At 64.1% G+C, this 23,803-nt stretch carries 23 protein-coding genes; 13 read left to right on the forward strand and 10 right to left on the reverse strand.

Going from position 1 to position 23,803, the window contains the following annotated elements; genetic code table 11:
• Positions 1-182: 182 nt before the first annotated feature.
• Complete coding sequence (locus GRS80_RS00750) at positions 183-446, reverse strand: hypothetical protein (protein ID WP_160045883.1); 264 nt, start codon at positions 444-446, stop codon at positions 183-185.
• A complete protein-coding gene (locus tag GRS80_RS00755) occupies positions 424-858 on the reverse strand; it encodes a hypothetical protein (RefSeq protein ID WP_235019596.1) in 435 nt (144 codons plus the stop codon). The genes GRS80_RS00750 and GRS80_RS00755 overlap by 23 nt, the downstream gene beginning before the upstream one ends.
• A 167-nt stretch (positions 859-1,025) precedes the next feature.
• Between GRS80_RS00755 and GRS80_RS00760 the strand changes: the two genes are divergently transcribed.
• The gene (locus GRS80_RS00760) at positions 1,026-1,823 is read left to right on the forward strand and encodes a 2-oxo acid dehydrogenase subunit E2 (protein WP_235019597.1); all 798 of its coding nucleotides are present in this window, start codon (positions 1,026-1,028) and stop codon (positions 1,821-1,823) included.
• Between the two features lie 11 nt (positions 1,824-1,834).
• On the opposite strand, the gene GRS80_RS00765 is transcribed toward GRS80_RS00760, so the two are convergent.
• Both GRS80_RS00765 and GRS80_RS00770 read right to left on the reverse strand, forming a co-directional pair.
• A complete protein-coding gene (locus GRS80_RS00765) occupies positions 1,835-2,839 on the reverse strand; it encodes an AAA family ATPase (RefSeq protein WP_160045920.1) in 1,005 nt (334 codons plus the stop codon).
• Positions 2,840-2,884: 45 nt separating this feature from the next.
• The gene (locus tag GRS80_RS00770) at positions 2,885-4,021 is read right to left on the reverse strand and encodes a CARDB domain-containing protein (RefSeq protein ID WP_160045884.1); all 1,137 of its coding nucleotides are present in this window, start codon (positions 4,019-4,021) and stop codon (positions 2,885-2,887) included.
• A gap of 196 nt (positions 4,022-4,217) precedes the next feature.
• Between GRS80_RS00770 and rnz the strand changes: the two genes are divergently transcribed.
• The gene (gene rnz / locus GRS80_RS00775) at positions 4,218-5,144 is read left to right on the forward strand and encodes a ribonuclease Z (RefSeq protein ID WP_160045885.1); all 927 of its coding nucleotides are present in this window, start codon (positions 4,218-4,220) and stop codon (positions 5,142-5,144) included.
• 223 nt (positions 5,145-5,367) lie between these two features.
• Positions 5,368-6,630: an isocitrate dehydrogenase (NADP(+)) gene (gene icd / locus GRS80_RS00780; RefSeq protein WP_160045886.1), complete on the forward strand. Its 1,263-nt coding sequence runs from the start codon at positions 5,368-5,370 to the stop codon at positions 6,628-6,630.
• Between the two features lie 255 nt (positions 6,631-6,885).
• Here the strand turns inward: icd and GRS80_RS00785 are convergent, their stop codons facing one another.
• Positions 6,886-8,457 carry a type IV pilin gene (locus tag GRS80_RS00785; protein WP_160045887.1) on the reverse strand — a complete coding sequence of 524 codons (1,572 nt, stop codon included), beginning with the start codon at positions 8,455-8,457 and terminating at the stop codon, positions 6,886-6,888.
• Between the two features lie 143 nt (positions 8,458-8,600).
• On the opposite strand from GRS80_RS00785, the gene GRS80_RS00790 reads away from it, so the two are divergent.
• Together GRS80_RS00790 and GRS80_RS00795 are read left to right on the forward strand one after the other, a co-directional pair.
• Positions 8,601-9,023 carry a GNAT family N-acetyltransferase gene (locus GRS80_RS00790; protein WP_160045888.1) on the forward strand — a complete coding sequence of 141 codons (423 nt, stop codon included), beginning with the start codon at positions 8,601-8,603 and terminating at the stop codon, positions 9,021-9,023.
• 178 nt (positions 9,024-9,201) lie between these two features.
• Positions 9,202-9,504, forward strand: coding sequence for a hypothetical protein (locus GRS80_RS00795; protein WP_160045889.1), 303 nt, complete (start codon positions 9,202-9,204; stop codon positions 9,502-9,504).
• 117 nt (positions 9,505-9,621) lie between these two features.
• On the opposite strand, the gene GRS80_RS00800 is transcribed toward GRS80_RS00795, so the two are convergent.
• On the reverse strand, positions 9,622-9,960 hold the full coding sequence (locus tag GRS80_RS00800) for a cupin domain-containing protein (RefSeq protein ID WP_160045890.1): 339 nt from the start codon (positions 9,958-9,960) through the stop codon (positions 9,622-9,624).
• A gap of 63 nt (positions 9,961-10,023) precedes the next feature.
• Positions 10,024-10,998, reverse strand: a complete 975-nt coding sequence (locus GRS80_RS00805) for a GIDE domain-containing protein (protein WP_160045891.1) — start codon at positions 10,996-10,998, stop codon at positions 10,024-10,026.
• A 241-nt stretch (positions 10,999-11,239) separates the two neighbouring features.
• Between GRS80_RS00805 and GRS80_RS00810 the strand changes: the two genes are divergently transcribed.
• Both GRS80_RS00810 and GRS80_RS00815 read left to right on the forward strand, forming a co-directional pair.
• The gene (locus GRS80_RS00810) at positions 11,240-11,764 is read left to right on the forward strand and encodes a DUF5817 domain-containing protein (RefSeq protein WP_160045892.1); all 525 of its coding nucleotides are present in this window, start codon (positions 11,240-11,242) and stop codon (positions 11,762-11,764) included.
• 107 nt (positions 11,765-11,871) lie between these two features.
• Positions 11,872-12,228 carry a hypothetical protein gene (locus GRS80_RS00815; RefSeq protein WP_160045893.1) on the forward strand — a complete coding sequence of 119 codons (357 nt, stop codon included), beginning with the start codon at positions 11,872-11,874 and terminating at the stop codon, positions 12,226-12,228.
• Positions 12,229-12,372: 144 nt separating this feature from the next.
• Here the strand turns inward: GRS80_RS00815 and GRS80_RS00820 are convergent, their stop codons facing one another.
• Together GRS80_RS00820 and hmgA are read right to left on the reverse strand one after the other, a co-directional pair.
• A complete protein-coding gene (locus GRS80_RS00820) occupies positions 12,373-13,398 on the reverse strand; it encodes a M48 family metalloprotease (protein WP_160045894.1) in 1,026 nt (341 codons plus the stop codon).
• Positions 13,399-13,587: 189 nt separating this feature from the next.
• On the reverse strand, positions 13,588-14,826 hold the full coding sequence (gene hmgA / locus GRS80_RS00825) for a hydroxymethylglutaryl-CoA reductase (NADPH) (RefSeq protein WP_160045895.1): 1,239 nt from the start codon (positions 14,824-14,826) through the stop codon (positions 13,588-13,590).
• A 261-nt stretch (positions 14,827-15,087) separates the two neighbouring features.
• Here hmgA and GRS80_RS00830 point away from each other — a divergent pair, with 261 nt between their 5' ends.
• The 3 genes from GRS80_RS00830 to GRS80_RS00840 all read left to right on the forward strand — a co-directional run bounded on the left by GRS80_RS00830 (position 15,088) and on the right by GRS80_RS00840 (position 18,815).
• Positions 15,088-16,746: an amidohydrolase gene (locus tag GRS80_RS00830; protein WP_160045896.1), complete on the forward strand. Its 1,659-nt coding sequence runs from the start codon at positions 15,088-15,090 to the stop codon at positions 16,744-16,746.
• Between the two features lie 78 nt (positions 16,747-16,824).
• Positions 16,825-17,595, forward strand: coding sequence for an ABC transporter ATP-binding protein (locus GRS80_RS00835; protein WP_160045897.1), 771 nt, complete (start codon positions 16,825-16,827; stop codon positions 17,593-17,595).
• Positions 17,592-18,815 (forward strand): ABC transporter permease, encoded by a 1,224-nt coding sequence (locus GRS80_RS00840; protein ID WP_160045898.1) that lies wholly within the window; start codon positions 17,592-17,594, stop codon positions 18,813-18,815. The genes GRS80_RS00835 and GRS80_RS00840 overlap by 4 nt, the downstream gene beginning before the upstream one ends.
• Before the next feature lie 162 nt (positions 18,816-18,977).
• Here the strand turns inward: GRS80_RS00840 and gfo6 are convergent, their stop codons facing one another.
• Positions 18,978-20,048 carry a D-xylose 1-dehydrogenase Gfo6 gene (gene gfo6 / locus GRS80_RS00845; protein ID WP_160045899.1) on the reverse strand — a complete coding sequence of 357 codons (1,071 nt, stop codon included), beginning with the start codon at positions 20,046-20,048 and terminating at the stop codon, positions 18,978-18,980.
• A gap of 204 nt (positions 20,049-20,252) precedes the next feature.
• On the opposite strand from gfo6, the gene nadA reads away from it, so the two are divergent.
• The 3 genes from nadA to nadC are packed head-to-tail and all read left to right on the forward strand — an operon-like array spanning position 20,253 to position 23,791.
• The gene (gene nadA, locus GRS80_RS00850) at positions 20,253-21,386 is read left to right on the forward strand and encodes a quinolinate synthase NadA (protein ID WP_160045900.1); all 1,134 of its coding nucleotides are present in this window, start codon (positions 20,253-20,255) and stop codon (positions 21,384-21,386) included.
• A gap of 12 nt (positions 21,387-21,398) precedes the next feature.
• A complete protein-coding gene (locus GRS80_RS00855) occupies positions 21,399-22,973 on the forward strand; it encodes an FAD-dependent oxidoreductase (RefSeq protein ID WP_160045901.1) in 1,575 nt (524 codons plus the stop codon).
• 2 nt (positions 22,974-22,975) lie between these two features.
• On the forward strand, positions 22,976-23,791 hold the full coding sequence (nadC, locus tag GRS80_RS00860; protein WP_160045902.1) for a carboxylating nicotinate-nucleotide diphosphorylase: 816 nt from the start codon (positions 22,976-22,978) through the stop codon (positions 23,789-23,791).
• The last annotated feature ends 12 nt before the right edge of the window (positions 23,792-23,803 follow it).

Raw genomic sequence — 23,803 nt, forward strand, 5'->3', positions numbered from 1 at the left:
ACGAACGAAGGCGAGAAGTGAAAGCGAAACGAGGATTTGAATCAGGGAGTGGAGCGAAGCGAAACGACCGTGGTTCAAATCCGGCCCTTGGCTTTCACACGTTACCTAAAGCCCAGGACGACTCCGTTTTGGCAACGCCACTCGTTTCGGGACGCTATATCTGATTTTTGAGATGTACCCGTCTACTTCGAATCGGCGTCGGACGTGTCGCTCACTTCGAGGATCTCCGCCGCTACGTCTTTTACGTGCTGCTGGTGGGAAGCCGACGTCTGGATGCCTTGGGCTGCATCGAGCTGGTCGTTGACGACCGCGTTCTGCTGTGGTCCCCACGTCTCGGGGGGTTCGGACTCGATGCATTCGACCCAGCGCTTGATGCCCTCAATGCGCTGCTCGCGGTTGTGTTCGTCTTTCGCGTCGAGGTGTTCACGCTCGTTTGAGTCGCTCATATTCGGTTTCGCCGCCGAGTCGGGCTGTGATAGCGTTTCCGAGGGACGCGCGGTCGAACTCGTCGCGCGTGAACTTGACTTCGAGATGAGGCGTGACCTGGTCCTCCGGCGCGACCCAGATGTTGTCGCCATCGTTTAGCATCTCGTATATCGACGTGAGCGGCATCGTCAGTCTCCAGAACCTCGATTCGTCGAGCGTTGCGGCGAGTTTCTCGCCGATGGGTTCGATGAGGACGTCAACGTCTTCGGTGGAACGCGCCCGACCAGCGAGGATGGAGACGTAGCCTGCGATGTAGACGTGCTCGATGTCGAACCGATCGAGCACGTGGGAGAACTCGATCGCCAGCTCGTCGAGCCGGTTTGGCTCCCGTTCGACGACGAGTGTTCCATTCCGTATTTCGATGCCGCCCATGGACGTTCGTTAGCAGGCGGACGCATAAATCGTCGGGAGGCGCGGTATCCGTTCTTCGGGATGGGACACAGGAAGACGATCGTCACAGCTGAACCGTTTACGGCGACGACATCGCATAGCAGTCGGGAGGGCATCTGTCTTATCCAGTAGCGTCCCGTGGATCTTCTATGCCCGAACGGAAGAACAGGGTCGAGTCGATTCCACTCCAGCGTCGAGGGACCATCGATTACATGCGAGTGGCTGGCGGACGGAGCGTCGTCCACGGACTCGTCGAGTTCGACGTGACCGAACTCAGACGCCGCGTCCGAAACCGAGAGGCGGAGACGGGAGAACGACTATCCCTTACTTCGTTTCTGATCTCCTGTCTGGCCCGGGCCCTCGAGGACCACCCCCGAATCCAGGCGTATCATGATTGGCGAGGTCGGATCGTCCAGTTCGGTACCGTTGACGTGATGACCATCGTCGAAACGCGAGTGGACGGCGACCGTCTCGGCGTTCCACACGTCATCAGGGCGGCAAACCGCCGCTCGCTTCAGTCGATCCACGACGAGATTCGTACCGCCCAGCGAGATCTCGGGGAGGGTCGACAGTCCGGAGTAGCCGCCCTGGGCCTTCGGCTCCCTGCTCCACTCCGACGGCAGTTCTGGCGACTCCCCCAGCTCTTTCCGCGACGCTGGAAACGCATCGCAGGGACCGTTGCCGTGACGTCAGTCGGAATGTTCGGGACCGGTGGCGGATGGGGAATCAGCCCGACGAACTACTCCCTTCAGTTGACGGTCGGTGGGATCGACCGCAAGCCGGGGATCGTCGACGGCGAGATCGTCCCTCGGGAGTATCTCAGCCTCACGGTGACGTTCGACCACGACGTCGTCGACGGTGCGCCGGCCGCGCGGTTCGTCCAGCGGTTGAAAGAACTGATCGAAGCGGCGGATGGAATCGAGACGGAATCGACACCGTCGCGGTGATCCGCTGTCGACTACGCGTCTCGGCCGAGTTCGGCGAGCAGGTGCGAGACGTGAATTCGATCGCTCGTCCCCTGGTGCATTTCGAACTCGATGTCGGCGGCCAGCCGGTGGATGTGGGCGAGTTTCCGGCCCTGATAGCGCTTTCGGGCGACGTCGAGAATCGACTCGACGACCTCCTCGCCGTCGAGTCCTTCGTCGACGAGCAGGTCGTCGAGGGTCTTGCGGGCGTCGGTAAACTCGCCGGCTTCGGCGGCCTCGAGTATCGACTCGATCTCGTCGTCGAGGCCGACCTCGCCGATGGTCTCGTAGGCCGCACTCATGGAGAGTTCACCTTCGGATTCGACCGTCGTCTGGGCCGCGAGGATCGCCTTGCGGAGGTTTCCGCTGGCGTAGCCGGCGACGAACTCGAGGCCGTCCTCGTCGTACTCGACGCCTTCCGCGTCGACGATGCGGGTGAGGACGTCGACGGTTTCTGCAGTCGTGGGCGAGCGAAACGAGACGGGAAAACACCGCGAGCGGATCGGCGGGATCAGTTTGGTCGGCTGGCGTGTCGCGACGATAAACTGGGTGGTCCGGTGGTGTTGTTCCATGATCCGTCGGAGCGCCTGCTGGAAGTCCTCGCGGACGTCTTCTGCGTTATCTAGCAGGATCGTCTTGTACTCGCCGGAGACGGCGGCGTAACTCGCAGACTCTTTCAGGACGCGGTTGATCATGTCCCGCTTCGAGAGGTTCGATCGCCCGACGAGAAACTGGGCGAAGCGGGGGTCGTTCTTGATCTCGGTTTTGGTTCGGCCGAAGAAGTCGGCGACGTTGATCTCGACTAGATCGTTGTCCGGATCGGTGTGGGCTTCTCGAGCGAGTGCGCGTGCTGCGGCCGTCTTTCCGCTCCCGGGGGGACCGTACAGGAGGAGATTGATCGGCTCCTCGACGGCCCGCGTTAGATACTCGCGGGCGTCGTCCTGTGGCAACTCGGCCAGCCTGGGGGCGTGGGTGTCGGTCCACAGCGGCGCGTCCATCGGCATCTCCTAGGAAGACCACGGGTAAGAATCGGTCGGTCCATCTCAACCGTTTCCGTCGCTTTGGTCGTCGGCTTCGGGATCGTCGCTCTCGCCGTTGTTCTCGTCGTCTGCCGTCACGTCCGCGATCGTGAACGCGGTTTCGACGGTCTCGTTGTCGTGTTCGATCGGCTCTGCGCCGTCGGGCTCTTCGGGATCTCCCTCGTAGAGTGTCGCGATCAGTTCCTCGTCCTCGTCGACCGACTCCTCAAGTTCGATCGTCACGTTTTCGTGTTCGCCGGGGCCGAGTTCGTCGCTCGTCCCGAGTACGGACTCGTTGTCCTCGATGGCGACGAAGCCGTCCGTGGGGATGGCGATGCTGACTGTAACGTTTTCGTGGTCCGCGTCCACGATGTCGACTGTGGGCTCGGTGTGGAACTCGAGGATAATCGTTTCGACAGCGCCGTCGCCGTCGGTGTAGACGCCGAAGGTCTGTTCGCCGGGTGACGATCCGGTCGTGTTGATCGCGAACGTTACTTCGCGGGTCTCACCGCCGTCCAGTTCGAGTGCCTGTTGCTCGAGGACCGCGCCGTCGACGCGGAAGTCGACGGATTGCTGGGTATCGAACTCCGTCGGATTGCGGATTTCAGCGACGATATCGATCGTTTCGTTCGTCGTGGCTTCCGTGGGGATGTCGAGGGATTCGACCACGAACGAGTCGGTAAGCGCGTCGTCGTCGGTCGTCGTGACCGTGGCGGTGTCGCTGACCGGGAAGCCGTCCGAGAGATACGGCCGGTCTTCCTCGCCGTCCGTCTCGTCGTAGGCGTAGGTCTCGTCCTCGGTGGTGTCCTGGTGGACTGTCGCGGTCAACTGGCCGAACAGTTCCGGTTCGTCGTCCTCCTCGAGTTCGACGGTGACGTTTTCGTGTGTACCACTCGAGAGGTACTCCGAGACGACGATCGGATCCGTGCTCCCGTCGGTGATCACGACGAAGCCACCATCGGAGAGAGTCAGTTCGTCGATGGTCACGTTCGTCCCGTCGCCTTGCTGATCGTCGAACACGATCGACGCCTCGGGGTCCTGGTCGATGCCGAAGATCGCAGGTGCCTGTCCGACGATGATCCCTGCCGCGAGAACGATCGCGATAGCGATCAGGATCGCACCGATGCGTTTTACCGTTCCGAACGTCGATCTCGTGCTCATCTGGGGGTGTTGTCGCTCGTCTTCTGGTAGGGACTGGAGGGACGTAAAACGCGCCCTCCGTTCGCAGGATTCGGGCCGTTCTCTTCGATCACCCGATACCGGCCTCCGCGACGACTCGTTTTCGCCGCCACTGATCCGTCGAACCGTTCACGTTGATCCGAAGCGGGTTTAGCCCCGGCTCCCGGAGGATCAACACATGTCTCTGCGCGTGACGTTTCTGGGTACGGCCGGGGCGATTCCGACGACCGAACGGAATCCGAGCGCGGTGTTCGTCGCCCGCGAAGGCGACCAGTTGCTGTTCGACGCCGGTGAGGGGACCCAGCGCCAGATGATGCGGTTCGGGACGGGGTTTTCGATCTCTCATCTGTTCGTGACACACCTCCACGGCGACCACGTCCTCGGGATCCCCGGGTTGTTACAGACGATGGACTTCAACGATCGGGAGGATCAACTCGTAATTCACACCCCGCGGGGCACGCATCGCAAACTCGAGTCTCTCGTTTACGCCTTGGACAACCGCCCGTCGTTTCCGGTTCGAATCGATGAGGTCGGCGACGGTGACGTCGCCTATCGCGCCGACGAGTACGAAGTTCGGACGTTCGGGACCGATCACGACGCGCGGTCGGTCGGCTACGCGCTCGTCGAAGACGAACGAAAGGGGCGGTTCGACCGCGAGCGTGCGGAGGAACTCGGCGTTCCAGTCGGACCGAAGTTCTCACAACTCCACGAGGGACGATCGGTCGAACTCGAGGACGGAACGATCGTCGAACCCGAGCAGGTTGTCGGCGAACCTCGGCCTGGGCGGTCGATCGTCTACACCGGGGATACGCGCCCGACGGCGGCAACGATCGAGGTCGCAGCGGAGCCGGAGTTGCTCGTTCACGACGCGACGTTCGCGGAGAATCGTGCCGACCGCGCTGCGAAGACGGCACACTCGACGGCGCGTCAAGCCGCCGAAATCGCCAATCGGGCGAACGCAAAGCGGTTAGCGCTTATCCACCTCTCCTCGCGGTATGCCGGAGACGTCGGTGACCACGTTACACAGGCCCGTGCGGTTTTCGAGAACGCGTTCGTTCCCGACGACGGGGAGACACTCGAGATCGATTACCCCGACAGCCGATAGCGTACGACCGGCTCCGACGGACCGACTTTCTCTCGGTGCGAGTGCTCTTCAATTGTTCCATACGTGTTTATCATTATAGATTGTGTATTTCGGATGTGACGAACCGCGTTCCCCGATTGTCATCCGATCTGTGGTCGATCCCGGCCGTTTCGTGGACACCGATTGCTCCTCCCAGACGGAAATGGTAGGTCTTTTACCCTCATCGGGGCACCGTACACACGAGATGAGTTACGAGAATATCGAGGTCCCTGAAGGGGGAGAGAAGATCACGCTGAAAGAGGGTACCGAGGACGAACTCGAGGTTCCTGACAATCCGATTATCCCGATTATCCACGGTGACGGCGTCGGGAGCGATGTCGGTCCTGCGGCGCAAAAAGTACTCGATGCCGCCGCGGAAGCGACCGGCCACGAGATCAACTGGATGCGCGTCTACGCCGGCGAAGCCGCCCGCGAGCGCTACGACGAGAACCTCCCCGACGAGACCGTCGAGGCGATCAAGGACCACCGCGTCGCGATCAAGGGTCCGCTCACGACGCCCGTCGGCGCTGGCTTCCGTTCGCTGAACGTTGGCCTGCGCAAACTGCTCGACCTCTACGCGAACGTTCGACCGACCTACCACTTAGAGGGCGTTCCCTCGCCCGTCTCCGAGCCCGAACAGATGGACATGGTCACCTTCCGTGAGAACACGGAAGACGTCTACGCCGGCATCGAGTGGGAAGCCGGTACCGACGAAGTCGAGCAGGTCAAGGAGTTCGTCGAGGAGGAGATGGGCGAAGACGACGTCATCCACGACGGCCCCGTCGGCATCGGCATCAAGCCGATCACGGAGTTCGGAACCAAGCGCCTCGTCCGCCGTGCCATCGACTACGCCTTAGAGCACGGCCGTGACTCCGTTACCCTCGTCCACAAGGGCAACATCATGAAGTTCACCGAGGGCCAGTTCCGCGACTGGGGCTACGAGGTCGCCAACGAGGAGTACGGTGACGAGGTCATCACCGAGGACACCCTCTGGGAGGAACGCGACGGCGAAGCGCCAGACGATGCCGTCGTCGTCAACGACCGCATCGCGGACAACATGCTCCAGCAGCTTCTTACGCGAACGGACAACTACGACGTCATCGCGACGATGAACTTAAACGGTGACTACATGTCCGACGCCGCCGGCGCCCAGATCGGCGGCCTCGGCATCGCACCCGGCGCCAACTTCGGCGACGGCCGCCTGCTCGCCGAACCCGTCCACGGCTCCGCACCCAAATACGAGGGCCAGGACAAGGTCAACCCGACCGCGATGATCCTCTCGGGTCGCATGATGCTCGAGTACCTCGGCTGGTCCGACGCAGCCGACCTCGTCCGCGACGCCGTCGAAGAGACGATTTCCTCCGGAAAAGTGACCTACGACCTGGAGCGCCAGCTCGAGGACGCCGAGAAGCTCGCGACCAGCGAGTACGCGGAAGCGGTCGTCGAGAACATCGAGAAACTGTCGTAACTCGCGTCCGCCCGCTTGCGTGGCAGACCACGCAAACGCTGAGATTTCCTGTTCTTTCGCCGTCTCGTTGTGCACCCCTCCACCCAGAACCTGCCATCTCGAGTGTCAATTCCGCCGTTGTACCGGTGTCTATAGGATAACGGAGTCGGTCGTGACACTGATACTAGTCAGCGACAGCCCGTATCGATGGTCGAACGTCAACAGAGGTGGTGTCGAACTCGATCGTTCTTGTCGATCGTCTCGGATCAGCCCCAATTATTCGGCAGGCGGATCGTAATCCTCGCAGTCAGTCCCGTTGATTTCGGAGTCGCCGTTGCAGCGGATGTTGTCCGGTTCGACGTACGCATCGCCGTCGACGGTCCCATCGTCAAGGTCGAGTTCCCCGTAACCTTCGGCGATCTCGACGTCTTCTTTGACGACCGTCCCGTCGTGAATGTCGACGTCCTGATTCACCGAGACTGTTCCGTAGACGGTCGTCCCCTCGATCCTCGTATCGAGGTTTTGTATTGCGTGTACGTCTCCGACCTGGCTGTCCCTGATCGTAATCTCCTCTGCCTCGACGTAGCCGTCGACGACGACGTCCTCGAGGGTCGCTGGTCCAGCACTCCTGCCGTCCAGCGTGCTGACGTCACCACTAATCTGACTCTCGGTGGCTTCGACTCCGTTTTCGGCATCGAGACTGCCGCCGACAGTCGCATTGTGAAGCGTCGCATCGCCAGTGTCCGGATTGACGTCTCCGCCGACCTCACTGTCGGCTATGTCGACACCGGATTGGGCGTCGAGATCCCCGGTGACGTTTGCGTTGCGAAGCGTCGCATCACCGCCGGAGGCGTTGACACTCCCAACCACATCACTATCGATAATTTCGACCCAGTCGTTCGTGGTGATGTCGTCTTCGACGGTCGCATCGGTGAGGACGACGACGTCGTACTCCGAACTAATGCCGCCCTCGACGTCTCCGCTTTCGATTGCGACTCGATACCCAGCAGTGATTTCTCCCTCGACGTCACTGTTGATCGATTCGACCTCGTTATCGACGTCGAGATCGTCGTACAGGTCTGCGTCCTCGAGGTGGGCTTCGCGTTGACCAGTCGCCGCCTCGGTAATGTATCCGTCCGTGACGTTAATGTCTCCGTAGGTGTTGACGGTTCCATCGACGAACCCGTCGTCTATCATCAACCCATTTACCGTGTCGTTATTTCCGATGTTGCCGATAACGCCGCCATCGTCGATGATGTGGACGTAATGGTTCTCATTGATGTCGCACTCGATAACCTCGTCGACGACGATCACTTCCTTGCCGTCGATCATCTCGGTATCGTTGAGGAACGTCGAACAGTTACCGGTGACCGGTGGATTCTCCGGTGGTCCACTGGGTGGTGGACTCCCACCGTTGCCACCACCACCGCCGCTCCCCTCGTCGACGGTCAACGTCGCCAGCAGGTGTTGGGTTTCGCCGTCTTCCGACTCCCAGACGACGCGAATCTCGCCGTCCGGGTTCGTCGGCTCGAGTTCCACGCGTTCGCCCGATCGCAACGCGTCCTCGCTCCAGCCCTCCTCGGTTTCGTTGCCAACCAGTCGGACCTGGTCGGGATCGAGTTCGTCACCCGCGTAGTTGGACAGTTCGTAGCCGTCACCGTCGGCTGACTCTTTGACCTCAAGGCCGGTATCCGGTGCCGGTTCCGGCGTCTCGGTTAGCCCCATCAGGACGGTCGCGGTAACCGTCACGACCGCCACGGTAATGGCGATCATCAACACGACGGCGATGACCGGGGAGACCGCCCGTTCGTCTCCCGTCGCGTGTCTTTTCTTCCCTCCAGAAAACATTTGCTAGAAATACTCTCCTCACTCATATAAAATTGTTCGTTACCGTGTGCCACTCGAGAGCGCGGAATTCACACACGGCCTCCCTTCCACCCTCTCCGGTTCGGTCGTAACGTTCTCGCCGCCGGACTGCTTACGGCCGCTCGATGGTCGAGATACGTCTCGCCGAGAACGATCGCGAACGGGCGGACGCCTTCGCGGTTCGCCACCGCGTGTTCGTCGAGGAACAGGGCGTCGACGAGGACCTCGAGTACGACGAACACGATGCCGAGGCGACTCACTTCGTTGCCTACGACGACGGGGAACCGATCGGGGCGGCCAGACTCCGGACGCTCGCGGGCGACTGTGGCAAAGTCGAACGAGTCGCGGTCGTCCAGTCGCGCCGGGGGGAAGGGATCGGCCGAGCGCTGATGGAGACACTCGAGAACGAGGCCGAGTCGCGCGGCCTGTCATCGTTCATCTTACACTCACAGACGCGGGCAGCCGAGTTCTACCGGCGTCTCGGATACGAACGATGCGGCCCGGAGTTCGAGGAAGCAGGGATCCCGCACGTCGAAATGCAAAAGTAATCGCGAGACTGGATTGCATCTCGGGAGGTCCGCGTTTCGTGAGCTCGGTTGTGAGCGGTCAGCGTTGTCGTGTATGGACCCACCAGTCGCTGTCGGTCTCACAGATACCGCCAAATATTGACGACGATACTAACAACCATGAGTGATCTTTTTCTATGTTGCGTTCGAGCGGACAGCCATGCCTACACCGCCGACTCCCTACGACGACGTTCCAAACTTTATCGTGGATCGATTCGACGATCATTCGAAAGACGAACTCCGAGCGATTGCGACGTACGCGGAAACGCTCGACGGATCGCTCGACGTCCCCGATTACATCGTCCAGGCGTTTGCGATCCAGGACGAGGAAACGCGGACGGTGGTCGCGATCTACGCCAACGAGTTGGCCACCTATCTCGAGGAACTCGAGGATCAAGCGGACGACGACGACGAGGGCGAAGACCTCTCTCCCGGGCGAATGGGCGGCGCATTTTTCGGTTGACGATCTCACGATGACGCTCGTCTCCCACGGCCCCGACAGCGTTGGGACACCCGCTCTCGTTTGCCGAGCATCGACCGCGTCTGATCGTCCTCGGGACGCGTTGCTCGAGTCGAGGTATTACTCCTGCCAGCTCGGGCTCTCCCGGGGCGGGCTGAAGATGTCGACGCCGCGGACGGCTTCGTCGCCGCGGTTCTCGACCGCGTGGGCTTGTCCCCCCGGGATCACGTAGGAGTCCCCCGCCGCACAGACGATCTCGTCGCCGTCGGTGAGAAACACCCGCTCACCCTCGTAGATGAACCCTGTCTGTTCGTGGGGATGGCTGTGCTCGTCGACGACTGCACCGGGTTCGATCTCGAAGTGTTGGACGTTCATCGACTCGCCGCCGGCCATCAACGCCAGGTGGACGCCGTCTGTGGCTTCCGTGCTCTCGAGGTCGGAGAGGGAAACGCGTTCCATAGACGGCGTACGACCACCTTCCTCTAAACCTTTCGCGATACCGCTCCGTCCGAGAGTCGCCGCTTACGGCACCAACCAGACCATCGCGAACAGGCCGACACCGGCCAGGCCGCTGCCGGCAATCGCGTTCCACCGGACGAGCATGTCGACCGACGATCGGACGTCCTCGAGGCTTCCCGTGGCTACTACGAACGTCGGTGACTCGCCCGCATCGGCGACGACGCGGTTCGACGCGTAGCCGTGACCGACCGACTCGCAGTGTCCGACGACGGTGACTTCGTCACCTGGTTGGATGTGGGCTTCGCGGTACGACCGTTCCCGCGAGGTCGGGCCAATCTCGAGGTCGTCGAACCGTTCCACGACGTGGTCGGGCGGGCACTCGTCGTCCTCGACTTCGATCGTCACGTCCCGCGCGAAGACGTCCGCGGGATCCGCTGGGAGAACGTCGGCGGCTTCGGGGTCGACCAGGAGTTCCCCGCTGCCGTCGTCCACGTAGAACTGCGTCGCGTCCGCGTCGACTGCCATGGGAACCATCGTGGTGTTGGAGCCTCGCGAGTTGGGTATCCACCGTCGTTCCTGGACGCTTACTGCGTACGCCAGACAGGGTTCGTCCGAGAACGGCCCGACGAGCGCGTCGTCGACGGGCCGAACGTCTCCCGTGACTCGAACCGGCCCGTCGTGGACGAACCCCGCTCGATCCGACTCGATCCCGAGCGCCCGGTACCAGTCCGCGTTCGACGCGGCGATCGTCAGTAACCCGACGCCGGCGACGAACGACGCGGCTGCGAGCCAAAACCACACCGAGTCGGGAAACGGTCCGAGAACGCGAAGGGGAGCGAAGACGGCCACCACGAGGATGCACGCGGCGAACCCCGCCCCGGGCCCGACTCGAGTCCGTCGGCTGACGATCCGTAACTCGTTCCCGACGCGAACGTAGTATAGACAGACGAGAAGCGGAATACCGACGAACACCAGCAGGAACGCAGTGACGAACGCGTAGATCACTAGCGTTCCCGTCGGTGGAACGACGCCGGACATCTTTGTCCGCAGTTAATACACTCGTTATAAAAACGTTCTTCTTCAACGATTAATCTACCTCGAATCGGTCTGTATTGGACGATACTGGGTGGTAATGGGCGATATCGAGTGGAATCTGTCGGTTCCGATCTGCGTCGACGGCTGTCCAATCCGATCAGTTAGATCTGCTCCTGCGCTCGCAATCCGTGACGTCCAGTCCGGTCGCCGAAGATTGAACTACCGTCACGACCCACTCGGAGACATGTACGCCGTCGTCGGCTGTAGCGAGTGTTCGAATCTCTGGATCATCGAGGGACGGTCGGAGACGACCCAGTGTCCTCGCTGTGGGTCGCGCCGGCCCTACGAGAAACGAAAGAAGTTCGTCGAGACGGACGACGCGAATCACGCTCGAGACGTTCGTGCCTCGATGCTCGCCAACCGCCAGGGCGAGGGCGAGGCGTTCGCGAATCTCGACTCGTTTTCCGACCTCGAGGGAGACGTCGCTGACGGCGTGGTCGACGAGACGGAGTACCTCGAGGCGTCCGGACTCGACGTCGAGGAGGTCGAAGCGGCCGGCGACCGCGACCCGCGAGGCCCGTCACGAACCGGGAGCAAGACGGAAATCGTCGAACGGGCGCTCGAGGATCTCGAGAGACCGACCGAGGACGAGATCGTCGCCTACGCCGACGAACGCGGCGTCTCCGCCTCGTACGTCCGGAACGCCCTCGAGAAACTCCTTCGTCGGGGCGCAGTCAGCGAGAGTGGGGGGCGATACCGGACGCTGTAGGGGCGACGTTTCGCGGGTAACCGCCGGCGTCCGCTCGTCGGTCGGATCTGTCGGCCGTCGAGACGGGAACGGCAGGACTTTGAGCCGAGCGGCCGAATCTCGAGTCGATGACGGAGGAGGTCGACGTTCAGGAGCTCGCGATCGGCGTCGGGACGGTGCTCGCGCTGGTCCTCTACGGCTACGGTACGTTCGTCCGCGAGACGATCCTGGGCGTCGACGCCCGGATGCTTGCGGTGCTCTCGTTTGCGGCGACGTTTCTCGCCGTCGCGATCCTTCACGGCGCCTACGGTCGGCGAGACTTCGCGCTCGCCCACGCCGCCGCCGGCGTCGGCCTCGTGTTCGTCGTGGTCGCCTCGAGCGGTCCACAGGTACTCTTGGGCATCGTCCTGCTCGCAGGCGGCGGTGCGTACGTGGCGATCAAGACGTTGCGGGCCCGCCGAACGGTCGGCGACGCTACTGGGTAGCGCGATCCGTCGGTTCGTCGCGGACGGGACACCCGAGTGCCTCGTTGTCTTTCTTGTCCTGGCATACGGATTCCTGTCAGTTATTTCCGACACAGCCGCGACCCGGACGGCGGGTGTGCCGGGACATCGGGACAGCAATCCGTATCAGTATGTCTCGCTCCCGGCCATCGACCTGAGCGCGGCGATACGCCGTTCGGTCGTCGGATGTGTTCGAAAGAGATCGCTGGCACGCCGTTTCTCGTCGGGTGGGAGGATGTCGAGTGCACCCGCGGATCGCCTGAAATCGCGTAGATCCTCGTCGGGCCGGCCCCTGGCGTCGTGGAGCGTCTCGAGTGCGCTTGCGAGTGCACCGGGCGAGCCGGTCAGTTCAGCCGCGGCCCTGTCCGCCGCGAACTCGCGCCCGCGAGAGAGGAATCCGACGCCGAGTTGGCACAAAAGCAGTTGTGCCGTCGTCACGGCCGTCAGTACGGTCCAGACGACAACGTGGGCGACGTAGGCGAAAACGCCCAGCCCGTGAAAGAACTGAAACGCCGGTCGCTCGCGGGAACCGAGGTGTTCGGCGACGAGCATCGGAACCAGAAGCAGGGTGACGAGCCGACCATCGCCGTTCGCGAGGTGGCTCACCTCGTGGGCCAGGACGGCTTCGATCTCTTCGTCCTCGAGCGCCCGGACGACGCCACGGGTGATGACGATCGTTCCGTTCGACCGGCCGCCGAGTGCGTACGATTCCGGACGGCGGCGGTTGACGATCCGAACCTCCGGCTCGGAGATATCCGCCTGCTGGGACAGGCGTCGCGCCATCGTCGCGATCTCCGGGTGGCGTTCCGTCGCCAGCGTTCCGGTGGTCCCGATCTCCGCGTTGAATCGCCGGATCTCCGCTCTGATGGGGTCGCGGTAGAACAGGGGGAGTGAGACGATGCCGATCACCATCGCGATCGGTCCGGCGTTCGATACCCACAGCCCCCAGAGTTCGCCTCCCGGAACGCCGCCGCCGAACGAGAGCACGTAGCCTCTCACCACCGCGAACGCGACGGTAATCGCGAGGTAGATGGCGGTGCCGATCACGGCCGCCGCGAGCAACCCGATCGTGAGCGCGACGATCGACATAATCGCGAACGAGCCGATCATGCGGGCAAACAGCCACGGTCGCGTACTCGGTTCGAGTCCCATTCTGTTCTCGAGGAGACGTGTGTAACCGACGACCAATAGCGTTACGTGATCGACGTGTTCCTCGCGTTTGGGCCGCGTCTCAACTTCGAAGCCGAACTGTTCCCCGGTTGCAAAGCTGGTCCGTTTCCCAGTTGCAGAGGAGGAGTTTCCGCTGGTTCGAGACCACGAGGTCACGGCGGCGCGTGCAGTCTACCGGCCGAGGTCTTCGTGTGCGCTCGCGAGGTGTCTCGAGGCTAGCGCGGCGAGCAAGGAGAGTTCGCCGGCGAGTGCCCCCACCGCGATGATCTCGGCGAGTGCGTCGGCGTTCGAGCCGGCCGGTTCGCCCCCGCCTCGCACGCCGAGGATCTCGAGCGCTTCGGACTGGGTCGGCAGCTTCGTCCCGCCGCCGACGGTTCCGACCTCGAGGGAGGCCAGCGAGACGCTGGCGTAGAGGTCAGCGGGCGCGTTCTCGTCGCCGTCTGCGGGCGCTCGAGTGTCCATCGTCGTGATCGCGTTCGCGCCCTCGACGACTTGCGCTTCGTCCTGGCCGGTCGCGAGGAAGGCCGCGGCGACGACGTTCGCGGCGTGGGCGTTGAAGCCCAGACTGCCCGCCTTGGCGCTCCCGATCAGATTCTTGCGGGTGTTCGCTTCGGCGATGGCGGCGGCGGTCGTGTGGAGGCGTTCCTCGACGATATCGCCGGGAATGACGACATCGGCGGTCACGGAGCGTCCCCGTCCCTCGACGGCGTTGATCGCGGCGGGTTTCTTGTCCGAACAGAGGTTCCCGGAGAGCGCCACGAGCGACGCCGGGGTTTCGGCTTCGACGACCTCGCAGGCCTCGCCCGTCGCGATGGTGGCCATGTTCATCCCCATCGCGTCTTTCGTGTCGTAGGCGAATCGCAGGTAGACCGAGTCGCCGACGACGTACGGTTCGACGCCCAGCAACTCGCCGTGGCTCGTGGTCGACTCGGCGGCCTCGCGAAGCGCCCCGAGGTTGTCCTCGACCCACTCGACGGTTTCGGCGGCCTCGGCGACGCCGTCGACCCGAAACACGGGGGCGCGGGTCATCCCGTGTTTCGTCACCCGGGCGTCTGCACCGCCCGCCGAGCGGATCACCGAGAGGCCGCGATTGACCGAGGCGAGCAGTGCCCCCTCCGTGGTCGCCAGCGGGAGGTAGTGCTCGCCGTCGGCCGCGCCGCCGTGGACGGGAACCGGGCCGGCAACGCCCATCGGCACCTGGGCCGCCCCGATCATGTTCTCGATGTTCGGCTCGGCTCGCTCTGCGGGGAAGCTGTACTCGCCGACCGTCTCGAGATCGGCACCCGTCTCGCGCTCGACGAGCAGCCGGCGGGCCGCGGCCGCGACGTCGTGGTCGGCGTACTCCTCGAGTTCGTGGATTCGCAACTCGCCGTCGCGTACCCGGTCGGCGAGGGACTCCGGATCGGTCATGGCTCACTCGAGACGGTGGCCCGTCCTAAGCGTTGCTGATTCTCACTGTCGTCCCGCCCGCAAGTTCGTGTATCGGAGCGCTCGACGCTGTCTATAGTGATCGTTGAAAGTCATTGCACTCCCACTCGCGAATCAGCGGCCAGCACGACCGGTGCTGGCCGGTCGAGTGCGAGCGGTGCGTAAATCGTTTCACCGATTACTATCGTCTACTGGTGTCGCGTCTCCAAAACCGTTTTCCGCCTCGCCGTCGCGCGTTCTGTCATGACTGCGGCCGCGGATCTGCTGGTGACGAACGCGGAGATACACTCCCTGGCGAACCCCGACGACGTTTGCGAGGCTATGGCCGTCCGCGACGGCGAGATCGTCCGCCTCGGGCACACCTACGAGATCGAGTTCCTCGAGGGAGTCGAGACCGACGTGATCGACTGCGGTGGTCGGGTCGTCATCCCCAGCTTCGTCGACGCCCACACCCACCTCGAGCAACTCGGCCAGCACCTGGTTCACGCGGATCTCTCGAGTGCCGACAGCGCCGACGACTGTCTCGAGTTGCTCGCCGCGGAGGCCGAGCGAACCGACGGCGGGGACAGCGACGAGGGTGACAGCAACGACGACCGCGAGTGGATCCTCGGCTTCGGCTACGACGAGAGCGAGTGGGACGATCCCGCGGCGGGTCGGCTCACCCGCGAGCAACTCGACGCCGTCAGCGAGGACCGTCCCGTCGCCGCGCTGCGCGTCGACCTCCACACCGCCTCGCTGAACTCGGTCGCCCTCGAGTATCTGGCCGAGGAGATGCCCGACGACGACCTCGAGCGCGAGGCTGGTCAGCCGACGGGGGTCGCCGTCGAGGATGCGGCCGCAGCGGTTCGGCGAGAGATCACTACCGACCGCGCGGCGATGTGTGAGGTGCTCGAGGCGGCGACGGCTCACGCGGTCGAACGCGGCGTCACGTGTGTCCACGACAAGATCCGTGGATCGACGGCGCCGCGGGTCTACCGCGAGATGGCCGCCGACGGGACGCTTCCCCTGCGCGTGCGTATCGACTACTGGAGCGACCACCTCGAGTCGCTCGTCGACGTCGGCCTCGGGACCAACGATGGCGACGCCCTCGTGGAGACCGGCGCGATCAAGAGCTTCTCCGACGGGAGCATCGGGAGTCGGACCGCCAAACTTCGGGTGCCGTATGCGGACCTCGACGCGGAAACGGACGGTGACGGATCCGACGACGGCCGCGATGGTGCCGAGGATAGCGAGGGCGACACCGAACGCGAGCACGCGACCGGCCAGTGGATGGTCGACCCTACCGATCTCGCCGCACTCGTCGAGCACGCCGACGGTGCCGGCTATCAGCTGTCGATCCACGCCATCGGCGACGAAGCCGTCGAGGAGACGCTGTCGGCGCTCGAGCGAACCGACGACCCCGCTGGCGCCCGCCACCGGATCGAACACCTCGAACTCGCGACTGACGACCACCTCGATCGGATGGCCGAGGCGGGAATCGTCGCCTCGATGCAGCCGAACTTTCACCGGTGGGCCGACGACGGCGGCCTCTACGACCGTCGAATCGGGAAGCAACGGCGACGGCGGACGAACCGGCTCCGACGGGTGCTCGAGGCCGGCGTTCCGCTCGCGTTCGGCTCGGATTGTATGCCGCTCGATCCCCTGTTCGGCGTCCACCACGCGGTGAACGCGCCGACCGAAGCCCAGCGTCTCTCCGTGACGGAGGCGTTGCGGGCGTACACCCGCGGGGGAGCGTACGCCGGATTCGACGAGGATCGGCTCGGGACGCTCGCGGTCGGCAACCGGGGGGATTTCGTCGTGCTCGAGGAGTCGCCGTGGGACCGACCGGGTCGGATCGACGAGATCGAGGTGGTGACGACGGCCGTCGACGGTGACGTCGTCTTCGACGAACGTGACGAGTAGCTGTCGTCTCCGTTGATATACACGAGTTTTGTAACCTCTCAAACATTATCTGTGGGTTCGTTGTACCGGGCCCCAGAGATGGGATACGAATCGGATTCGGCCGCGGCGGCGGTCGTCGCCGAGGACGTGCGTCGAACCTACCACCTCGCGGAGCCGGTCCACGCGATCGACGGCGTCTCGTTGTCACTGGCTGAGGGCTCGTTCACTGCGGTCATGGGTCCGAGTGGCTCCGGGAAGTCGACGCTGATGAATCTGGTGGGCTGTCTGGATACGCCGGACGACGGGCGAGTCGCGATCGCCGGCCAGTCGGTGGGGGAGCTGTCGGACGACGACCGGGCCCACCTCCGGGGGACGGAGATCGGCTTCGTCTTCCAGACGTTCGACCTGATGGCTCGGCTGACCGCCGCGGAGAACGTCACGCTGCCGATGGTCTTTCACGATGCGGTCGACGTTGCCCGCCGCGAGCGGGCGCGAGCGCTGCTCGAGCGCGTCGGCCTCGGCGACAGACTCGAGCACAAACCGACCGAACTGTCGGGCGGCCAGCGCCAGCGGGTGGCGATCGCTCGCGCGCTCGCGAACGAGCCGTCGCTCGTGCTGGCCGACGAGCCGACGGGAAACCTCGACTCGGAGACGGAAGCCGAGATCATGGATCTCTTCGCCGAACTGAACGACGAGGGGACGACGATCCTACTCGTCACCCACGAGCGCGAGGTCGCCGAGTACGCCGATCACGTCGTCCACTTACTCGACGGACGAATCGAGGACGTCGAACACCTCGGCGAGCGTCGCGACGTCGCAGTGGGTGATCGGGTGACGGGCGCGCTCGAGGGGGTGACCGGCGACGTATGAACCTTCTCGAGAGCGTTCGGATCAGCTGGCGGTCGATCGGCTCGCACAAGCTCCGGTCGACGCTGACCACGCTCGGCGTGATCATCGGCGTCGCCGCCGTCATCACGTTCATGGTGTTGGGGTCGGGGTTTACCGCGAGCATTATCGGCGACATCGAGGCGGATCAGGAGCCGGTGATGATGATCCAGACCCAGACCGTTCCGGAGGACGGCTTCGGGATCATGACGGTCGATTCGCCGATCTACACCGAAAGCGATATCGCGGAACTCGAGGAGCTCGATGGCGTCGAGTTCGTCGCCCCCGAAGGCGGACTCGACGTCGTCCAGGCCGGAACCGACGACGAACAGGTGACGGGTGTAATCGACGTTCAGGCGACGACGGCGGACGCCTTCGAGTTCTCTACGTTCGTCGACGGCGAGACGTTCGACGGGCCGGACGAAGCGGTCGTCAACGAACAGGCGAGCCAGGCGTTTGAAGGAAATCTCTCGGCGGGCGACGAGCTGACGCTTACGTTCGAGGACGGCGAGACGGAAACGGTCACCGTCGCTGGCGTCGTCGAGTCCGAACTCGGCGACCAGACGCCGCCAACCGTCTACGTGCCCGCGGAGCCGTACTACACGACGACGATCGAGACGCCGGACGGCGACGAAGAGCGGGCGTACCCGTTCCTCCAGGTCGGCGCGGAGGACCTCGATGCGGTCGATCCGGTCCAGGAGGACGTCACCGAGTACGTCGAGGACGAGTCGCACGCTGCCGAACTCAAACAGGACGGCGACGAGATCGAAGTTCAGACCGTCGAGGACGCGATCGAGCAGTTCTCCGACATCGTCGACCAGCTGACGCTGTTTATCGGTGCGGTCGCCGGAATCGCACTCGTCGTCGGCTCAATCGGGATCGCGAACATCATGATCGTGAGCGTCACCGAGCGCACCCGCGAGATCGGTATCATGAAGGCCGTCGGTGCGAGGCGACGCGACGTCATGCAACTGTTTCTCGTCGAGTCGGTTATCCTGGGGGTGATCGGCGCGCTGGTCGGGGTCGCGCTCGGACTCGCTGCCGGGTACGCCGGCGTCACGCTGCTCGAGTGGCCGATGGCGTACCCGCTCGAGTGGATCGCCATCGCGATCGTCGTCGGGGTGAGCGTCGGCGTCGTCTCCGGGCTGTACCCGGCCTGGCGGGCCGCTCGGGTGGATCCGATCGAGGCGCTTCGCCACGAGTGACCGTGGGAGAATCCGGCTCGAGTATCGTCGCCGAACTCACGCTCGTCTCTCCGGATTCGGTCGACGTCCGCCGAGGACTCGTGTTGCCGCGAATCGTGACGTTCGGAACAGCGGCGCGCGGACGCTTCGACGGCACACTCGCCGCTCGAGGCCGACGCTCGTTCACGCCAGGTCGATCTGTCGGCTCGTCCGCGCGGACTCGTAGGTCGCTTCGATCACGCGCAGGTCCGTCAGCCCGTCGATCCCGTCGGGTTCGGGCTCCGTCCCGGTGAGGACGCAGTAGCCGAAGTAGTCGAACTCCTCGCGGACTTCGTCGACCGGCGGTCCCGTGTACTCCATGCGCATATCGCCGCTCTCGACGACCATCTCGTGTGGGACGACACCGCCGAACGGTGAGGCGATCGAAATTCTGCCATCGGTTCCCACGAGTTGGAGCCGACTGGCCGCGTGGGCGTCGAGCGACGCCGTACACGAGGCCGTCGCGCCGGTCGGAAACTCGAGTTGGAACGCGACGTGCTCGTCGACGTCCGCAAACGCGCCGTCACTCGAGTGGGTGGTGGCGTACACTCCTTCCGAACCGCAGCCGAGAATAAAGCGGGTCGTGTTCAGCGGGTAGACGCCGAGGTCGACCATCGCGCCACCGCCTGCGAGATCGGCGTCCAGTCGCCAGGTATCCGCATCCGCGTACTCGAGCAGCGGGTTCGAGAAACTCCCGTGTACCTGTACGACCTCGCCGACGACGCCGCTGTGAACGAGTTCCCGCGTTCGGCGAACCGACGGTTCGGTCTGGAGCCGGTAGGCTGTCATGAGTGTCACGCCGGCGTCTTCGCAGGCGTCTACCACGGCTCTTGCGCGCTCGAGGGTCGTCTCGAGCGGTTTCTCACAGATGACGTGTTTTCCGTGCTCGGCCGCCGCGACGGCGTACTGGCCGTGGAACGCGTTCGGCGTCGCCACGTACACCGCGTCGTAGGCGTCGGCGTGGTCTCCCTCGAGGAAGGCCTCGTAGTCGAGGACGTGTGAAACGTCGAACTCCTCGGCGGCGGTCGTCGTCCGTTCGGGTGAACCGGTGACCAGCACGGTCGTTTCGCAGTACTCTCCGTCGGCGATCCCGGGGAGGGCACGCTGGCGAGCGAAGCCGCCGACGCCGACGATCGCGAGACGAACCGTTCCGTCGACGGACTCGCGTTCCCAGTCCCGGCGCGTGAAATCCGTAAACGCGTTCTCGAGGTTCATACCTCGTCTACGACCCGGACCGAAAAGGAATCAATCCACGACGTGGCGACTATCACTAATAGAAACCACTCTAGGTCGATGACCGACAGGAATATACAATTCATCCCTGGAATAATTCTCTGGAAACCACTCGATGCTGGTATTCGAAGGAAAAAGTTATTCAACACGGCACAATGATCTGTGATCACTCACAGGTGACGTGATATGGCCAAGATGGAAACTGCAGAGCTAGAAACCGACCTCAGCCTGTTCAAATACGACAATCTCGAGCAGTTACCGCCGAGATACCGCGATCTCGAGGAATCCGAGCGAACCGAGCGCATCGAGGCGGCGCTCTCCGAGTTAGGCGACGACGTCGTCATTCTCGGCCACAACTACCAGCGCCGGGAGATCGTCGAGCACGCCGATTTCGTCGGGGATTCCTACCAGCTCTCGAAGGAAGCAGCCGAGGCGGACGCCGAGTACGTGATCTTCGGCGGCGTGACGTTCATGGCCGAGAGCGCGGACATCATCACCGACGACGACCAGACGGTGATCCTCCCCAGCATGGAGGCCTCCTGTCCAATGGCGGGGATGGCTGAAGCGCTGCAGGTCGACGCCGCGTGGGCCGAGATTACCGGGGCCGCGCCCGACGAAGAGATCATCCCGATCACCTACATGAACTCCTACGCCGACCTGAAGGCGTTCTGTGCGAGCCAGGGCGGGCTCGTCTGTACCTCCTCGAACGCCCACAGGGCCTTCGAGTACGCCTTCGAGAAGGGCGACAAAGTCCTCTTCCTCCCCGACAAACACCTCGGAGAGAACACCGCCTATCGACTCGGCATGGAAGACGCCATCGCGAAGTGGGATCCCTGGGACCCCGAGGGCAAGGACGCCGACGAGGTCGCCGAGAGCGACATCATCCTCTGGGACGGCTACTGTCAGGTCCACGAGCGCTTCCGCGTCGAGCACATCGACCAGATTCGGGAGGACCACCCCGGTGCAAAGGTGGTCGTCCACCCCGAATGCCGCCGCGAGGTCGTCGAGGCCGCCGACGTCGTCGGCTCCACCGCGACGATCTGCGAGACCGTCGAAACCGCCGATCCCGGCGAGAAGTGGGCGATCGGTACCGAGATCCATCTCACGAACCACCTCCAGCGCTGGCACCCCGAAGTCGACGTGCTCCCGCTCTGTGGCGACGCCTGCATGGACTGCAACGCTATGCGCCAGATCGACCCAAACTACCTGACATGGGTCTTAGAGGAACTCATGGAGGGCCGCGAACGCAACGTCATCGAGGTCGCCCCCGAAGAGAAGGAGCTCGCCGAAGTCGCCCTCGATCGCATGCTCGAGATCTAATACAATCGAACGATGACTGAAACCACAACCCACGAAACCGCGGACGTCCTCGTCGTCGGCAGCGGCATCGCCGGCTGTGCAGCCGCGCTCGCGGCGGCCCGTGAGGGCGTAGACGTCTTGCTGCTGACGAAAGCGACGAAACCCGACGGCGCAAGCACCGACTGGGCCCAGGGCGGCATCTCGACCACCCGCGGGGACCCCGAGTCGCTCAAAGAGGACATCATCGCAGCCAGCGACGACACTGCCGATCCCGACGCGGTCGACGTACTCGTCGAACACGCCGACGCAGCCGTCGAAGACGTCCTCCTCGAGACGCTCGAGATCGAGTTCGACGAAACTGGGACCGACGAATTCGATTATACGCGAGAAGCCGCCCACTCCGAAGAGCGCATCCTCCACGTCGACGCTTCTACGGGCACCCACATCCTGCGACCGTTCCTGAACCACGTCGACGACCACGAGCACATCGAGGTGCGCCAGGATACGGCCGCCCTCGAGTTGATCACCCACGAAGGTCGTGTCCACGGCGTCGTTAGTGACGAAGAATCGGACGGCCATCCCATCTACGCGGGCACGACGATCCTCGCGACCGGCGGCATCGGCGCACTCTACTCGCGCTCGACCAACCCCGACGACGCCACCGGCGACGGCATCGCCATGGCCGCCCTTGCAGGTGCAGAAACTGAGGACCTCGAGTACGTGCAGTTCCACCCGACCGCATACGCTGGAGACGATCCGTTCCTGCTCTCCGAGGCCCTTCGAGGTGAGGGTGCCGTCCTCCGTAATGCGGAGGGCGAGCGGTTCATGCCCGACTACCACCCCGACGCCGAACTCGCGCCCCGCGACGTCGTCGCCCGCGCCGTCGCGGACGAGCGCGAGGCAACCGGCGAGGTCGTGTTGGACGTCAGCCCCCTTGAGTTCGAGGCCGAGTTCCCCAACCTCGCCGAGAAGTGTCGCGAGCGCGGCGTCGACGGCGACGAGATTCCCGTCGCCCCCTGCGAGCACTTCCTCTGTGGCGGCATCGACGTCGACGACCGCGGGCGGACGACGCTCGACCGACTGTACGCCGTCGGCGAGTGTGCCCGCACCGGCGTCCACGGTGCGAACCGGCTGGCGAGCACCAGCCTGCTCGAGGGACTCGTCTGGGGACTGCGCGCGGGCGAGGACGCTGCGAGCGAGGTGCGACGCACCTCGAAGCGGAGTGGTGAAACCGCGGAGCGGGCCGAACCCGAGGTCGTTGAGGCCCCCGACCTCCTGAACCGCGACCCCGACCTGCCCGAACGCTTCGCCGCGGAGAAGTTCGTCCGACTGCGGCGGACGATGGACGAATACCTGGGTCTTGAGCGCGATCCCGACGAGATCGCCCGTGCGAGTGCCGTCCTCCGGCGTCTCAAGGGCGAAGTCGACGCCTACATCCGTACGCGGACGGCGCGAGACCTCTACGAACTCCGGAACGCCAGCGTCGTCGCGTTGCTGATCGCACGCGCCGCGAGCGAGAACACCGAATCGAAGGGCTGTCACCACCTCGTCGGAGCCGACGGCCGGTCGACCGAACCGCAGGCCGAACCCGAACCGGTGGACGACTGACCATGATCACCGACGCAGACGTCGAACGCTGGCTTCGCGAGGACGTCGGCCACCACGACGTCACCAACCACGTTCCGGGCGAAACACAGGGCCGACTCGTCGCCAAGGAATCGGGCGTCGCCGCCGGTCTCGACGCCGCACAGGCCGTCTTCGACTATCTCGGCGTCTCGGTCGTCGATCGACTCGCAGACGGAACAGCCGTCGACGCCGGCGACGCACTGCTTCGAGTCGACGGACCTGCACGCGAGGTGCTGCGGGGCGAACGCGTCGCCGTCAACCTCGCCGGCCACGCTTCCGGTGTCGCGACGCGAACCCACACGGCCGTCGAGGCCGCCCGAACTGAGTCCGAGGAGGTCCGGATCGCCGCTACCCGAAAGACGACGCCGGGTCTGCGCGGCCTCGAGAAACGCGCCGTCGTCGCCGGCGGCGGCGACACCCATCGTCTCGACCTCTCGCACATGGTGATGGTCAAAGACAACCACGTCGCCGAGATGGGTCTCGAGGACGCGGTTTCGCAGTTCCGCGAGCGCGTCTCGTTCGCGACCAAGATCGAAGTCGAAGTCGAGGCGGTCGACGACGCGCCACTCGCCGCGGCGTCGGGCGCCGACGTCGTCTTACTCGACAACATGACGCCCACGGAGACCGAGGCAGCGGTCGACGCGCTCGCCGACGCCGATGGCGTCCTCACGGAGGCCAGCGGCGGGATCACGGTCGCGGAGGTCCCCGACTACGCCGCGACGGGCGTCGACGTGATCTCGATGGGCTCGCTTACGCACTCGGCGCCGTCGCTGGACCTGTCGTTTCGGACCGGCGAGTAACTCGCCTGCTCG

The sequence above is a fragment of the Natrialba sp. INN-245 genome (genome assembly GCF_009807105.1).
GTDB classification, from domain to species: domain Archaea; phylum Halobacteriota; class Halobacteria; order Halobacteriales; family Natrialbaceae; genus Natrarchaeobius; species Natrarchaeobius swarupiae.

What these genes read in the sequence shown, in the direction of transcription:
- GRS80_RS00765 (WP_160045920.1), bottom strand. Translation starts at nt 2,839, where the DNA reads ATGGACGCGCCGCTGTGGACCGACACCCACGCCCCCAGGCTGGCCGAG.
- GRS80_RS00790 (WP_160045888.1), top strand. Translation starts at nt 8,601, where the DNA reads ATGGTCGAGATACGTCTCGCCGAGAACGATCGCGAACGGGCGGACGCC.
- rnz (WP_160045885.1), top strand. Translation starts at nt 4,218, where the DNA reads ATGTCTCTGCGCGTGACGTTTCTGGGTACGGCCGGGGCGATTCCGACG.
- GRS80_RS00800 (WP_160045890.1), bottom strand. Translation starts at nt 9,960, where the DNA reads ATGGAACGCGTTTCCCTCTCCGACCTCGAGAGCACGGAAGCCACAGAC.
- icd (WP_160045886.1), top strand. Translation starts at nt 5,368, where the DNA reads ATGAGTTACGAGAATATCGAGGTCCCTGAAGGGGGAGAGAAGATCACG.
- GRS80_RS00770 (WP_160045884.1), bottom strand. Translation starts at nt 4,021, where the DNA reads ATGAGCACGAGATCGACGTTCGGAACGGTAAAACGCATCGGTGCGATC.
- GRS80_RS00835 (WP_160045897.1), top strand. Translation starts at nt 16,825, where the DNA reads ATGGGATACGAATCGGATTCGGCCGCGGCGGCGGTCGTCGCCGAGGAC.
- GRS80_RS00750 (WP_160045883.1), bottom strand. Translation starts at nt 446, where the DNA reads ATGAGCGACTCAAACGAGCGTGAACACCTCGACGCGAAAGACGAACAC.
- GRS80_RS00815 (WP_160045893.1), top strand. Translation starts at nt 11,872, where the DNA reads ATGACGGAGGAGGTCGACGTTCAGGAGCTCGCGATCGGCGTCGGGACG.
- GRS80_RS00805 (WP_160045891.1), bottom strand. Translation starts at nt 10,998, where the DNA reads ATGTCCGGCGTCGTTCCACCGACGGGAACGCTAGTGATCTACGCGTTC.
- GRS80_RS00810 (WP_160045892.1), top strand. Translation starts at nt 11,240, where the DNA reads ATGTACGCCGTCGTCGGCTGTAGCGAGTGTTCGAATCTCTGGATCATC.
- GRS80_RS00840 (WP_160045898.1), top strand. Translation starts at nt 17,592, where the DNA reads ATGAACCTTCTCGAGAGCGTTCGGATCAGCTGGCGGTCGATCGGCTCG.
- nadA (WP_160045900.1), top strand. Translation starts at nt 20,253, where the DNA reads ATGGCCAAGATGGAAACTGCAGAGCTAGAAACCGACCTCAGCCTGTTC.
- GRS80_RS00855 (WP_160045901.1), top strand. Translation starts at nt 21,399, where the DNA reads ATGACTGAAACCACAACCCACGAAACCGCGGACGTCCTCGTCGTCGGC.
- nadC (WP_160045902.1), top strand. Translation starts at nt 22,976, where the DNA reads ATGATCACCGACGCAGACGTCGAACGCTGGCTTCGCGAGGACGTCGGC.
- gfo6 (WP_160045899.1), bottom strand. Translation starts at nt 20,048, where the DNA reads ATGAACCTCGAGAACGCGTTTACGGATTTCACGCGCCGGGACTGGGAA.
- GRS80_RS00785 (WP_160045887.1), bottom strand. Translation starts at nt 8,457, where the DNA reads ATGTTTTCTGGAGGGAAGAAAAGACACGCGACGGGAGACGAACGGGCG.
- GRS80_RS00820 (WP_160045894.1), bottom strand. Translation starts at nt 13,398, where the DNA reads ATGGGACTCGAACCGAGTACGCGACCGTGGCTGTTTGCCCGCATGATC.
- hmgA (WP_160045895.1), bottom strand. Translation starts at nt 14,826, where the DNA reads ATGACCGATCCGGAGTCCCTCGCCGACCGGGTACGCGACGGCGAGTTG.
- GRS80_RS00755 (WP_235019596.1), bottom strand. Translation starts at nt 858, where the DNA reads ATGGGCGGCATCGAAATACGGAATGGAACACTCGTCGTCGAACGGGAG.
- GRS80_RS00830 (WP_160045896.1), top strand. Translation starts at nt 15,088, where the DNA reads ATGACTGCGGCCGCGGATCTGCTGGTGACGAACGCGGAGATACACTCC.
- GRS80_RS00795 (WP_160045889.1), top strand. Translation starts at nt 9,202, where the DNA reads ATGCCTACACCGCCGACTCCCTACGACGACGTTCCAAACTTTATCGTG.
- GRS80_RS00760 (WP_235019597.1), top strand. Translation starts at nt 1,026, where the DNA reads ATGCCCGAACGGAAGAACAGGGTCGAGTCGATTCCACTCCAGCGTCGA.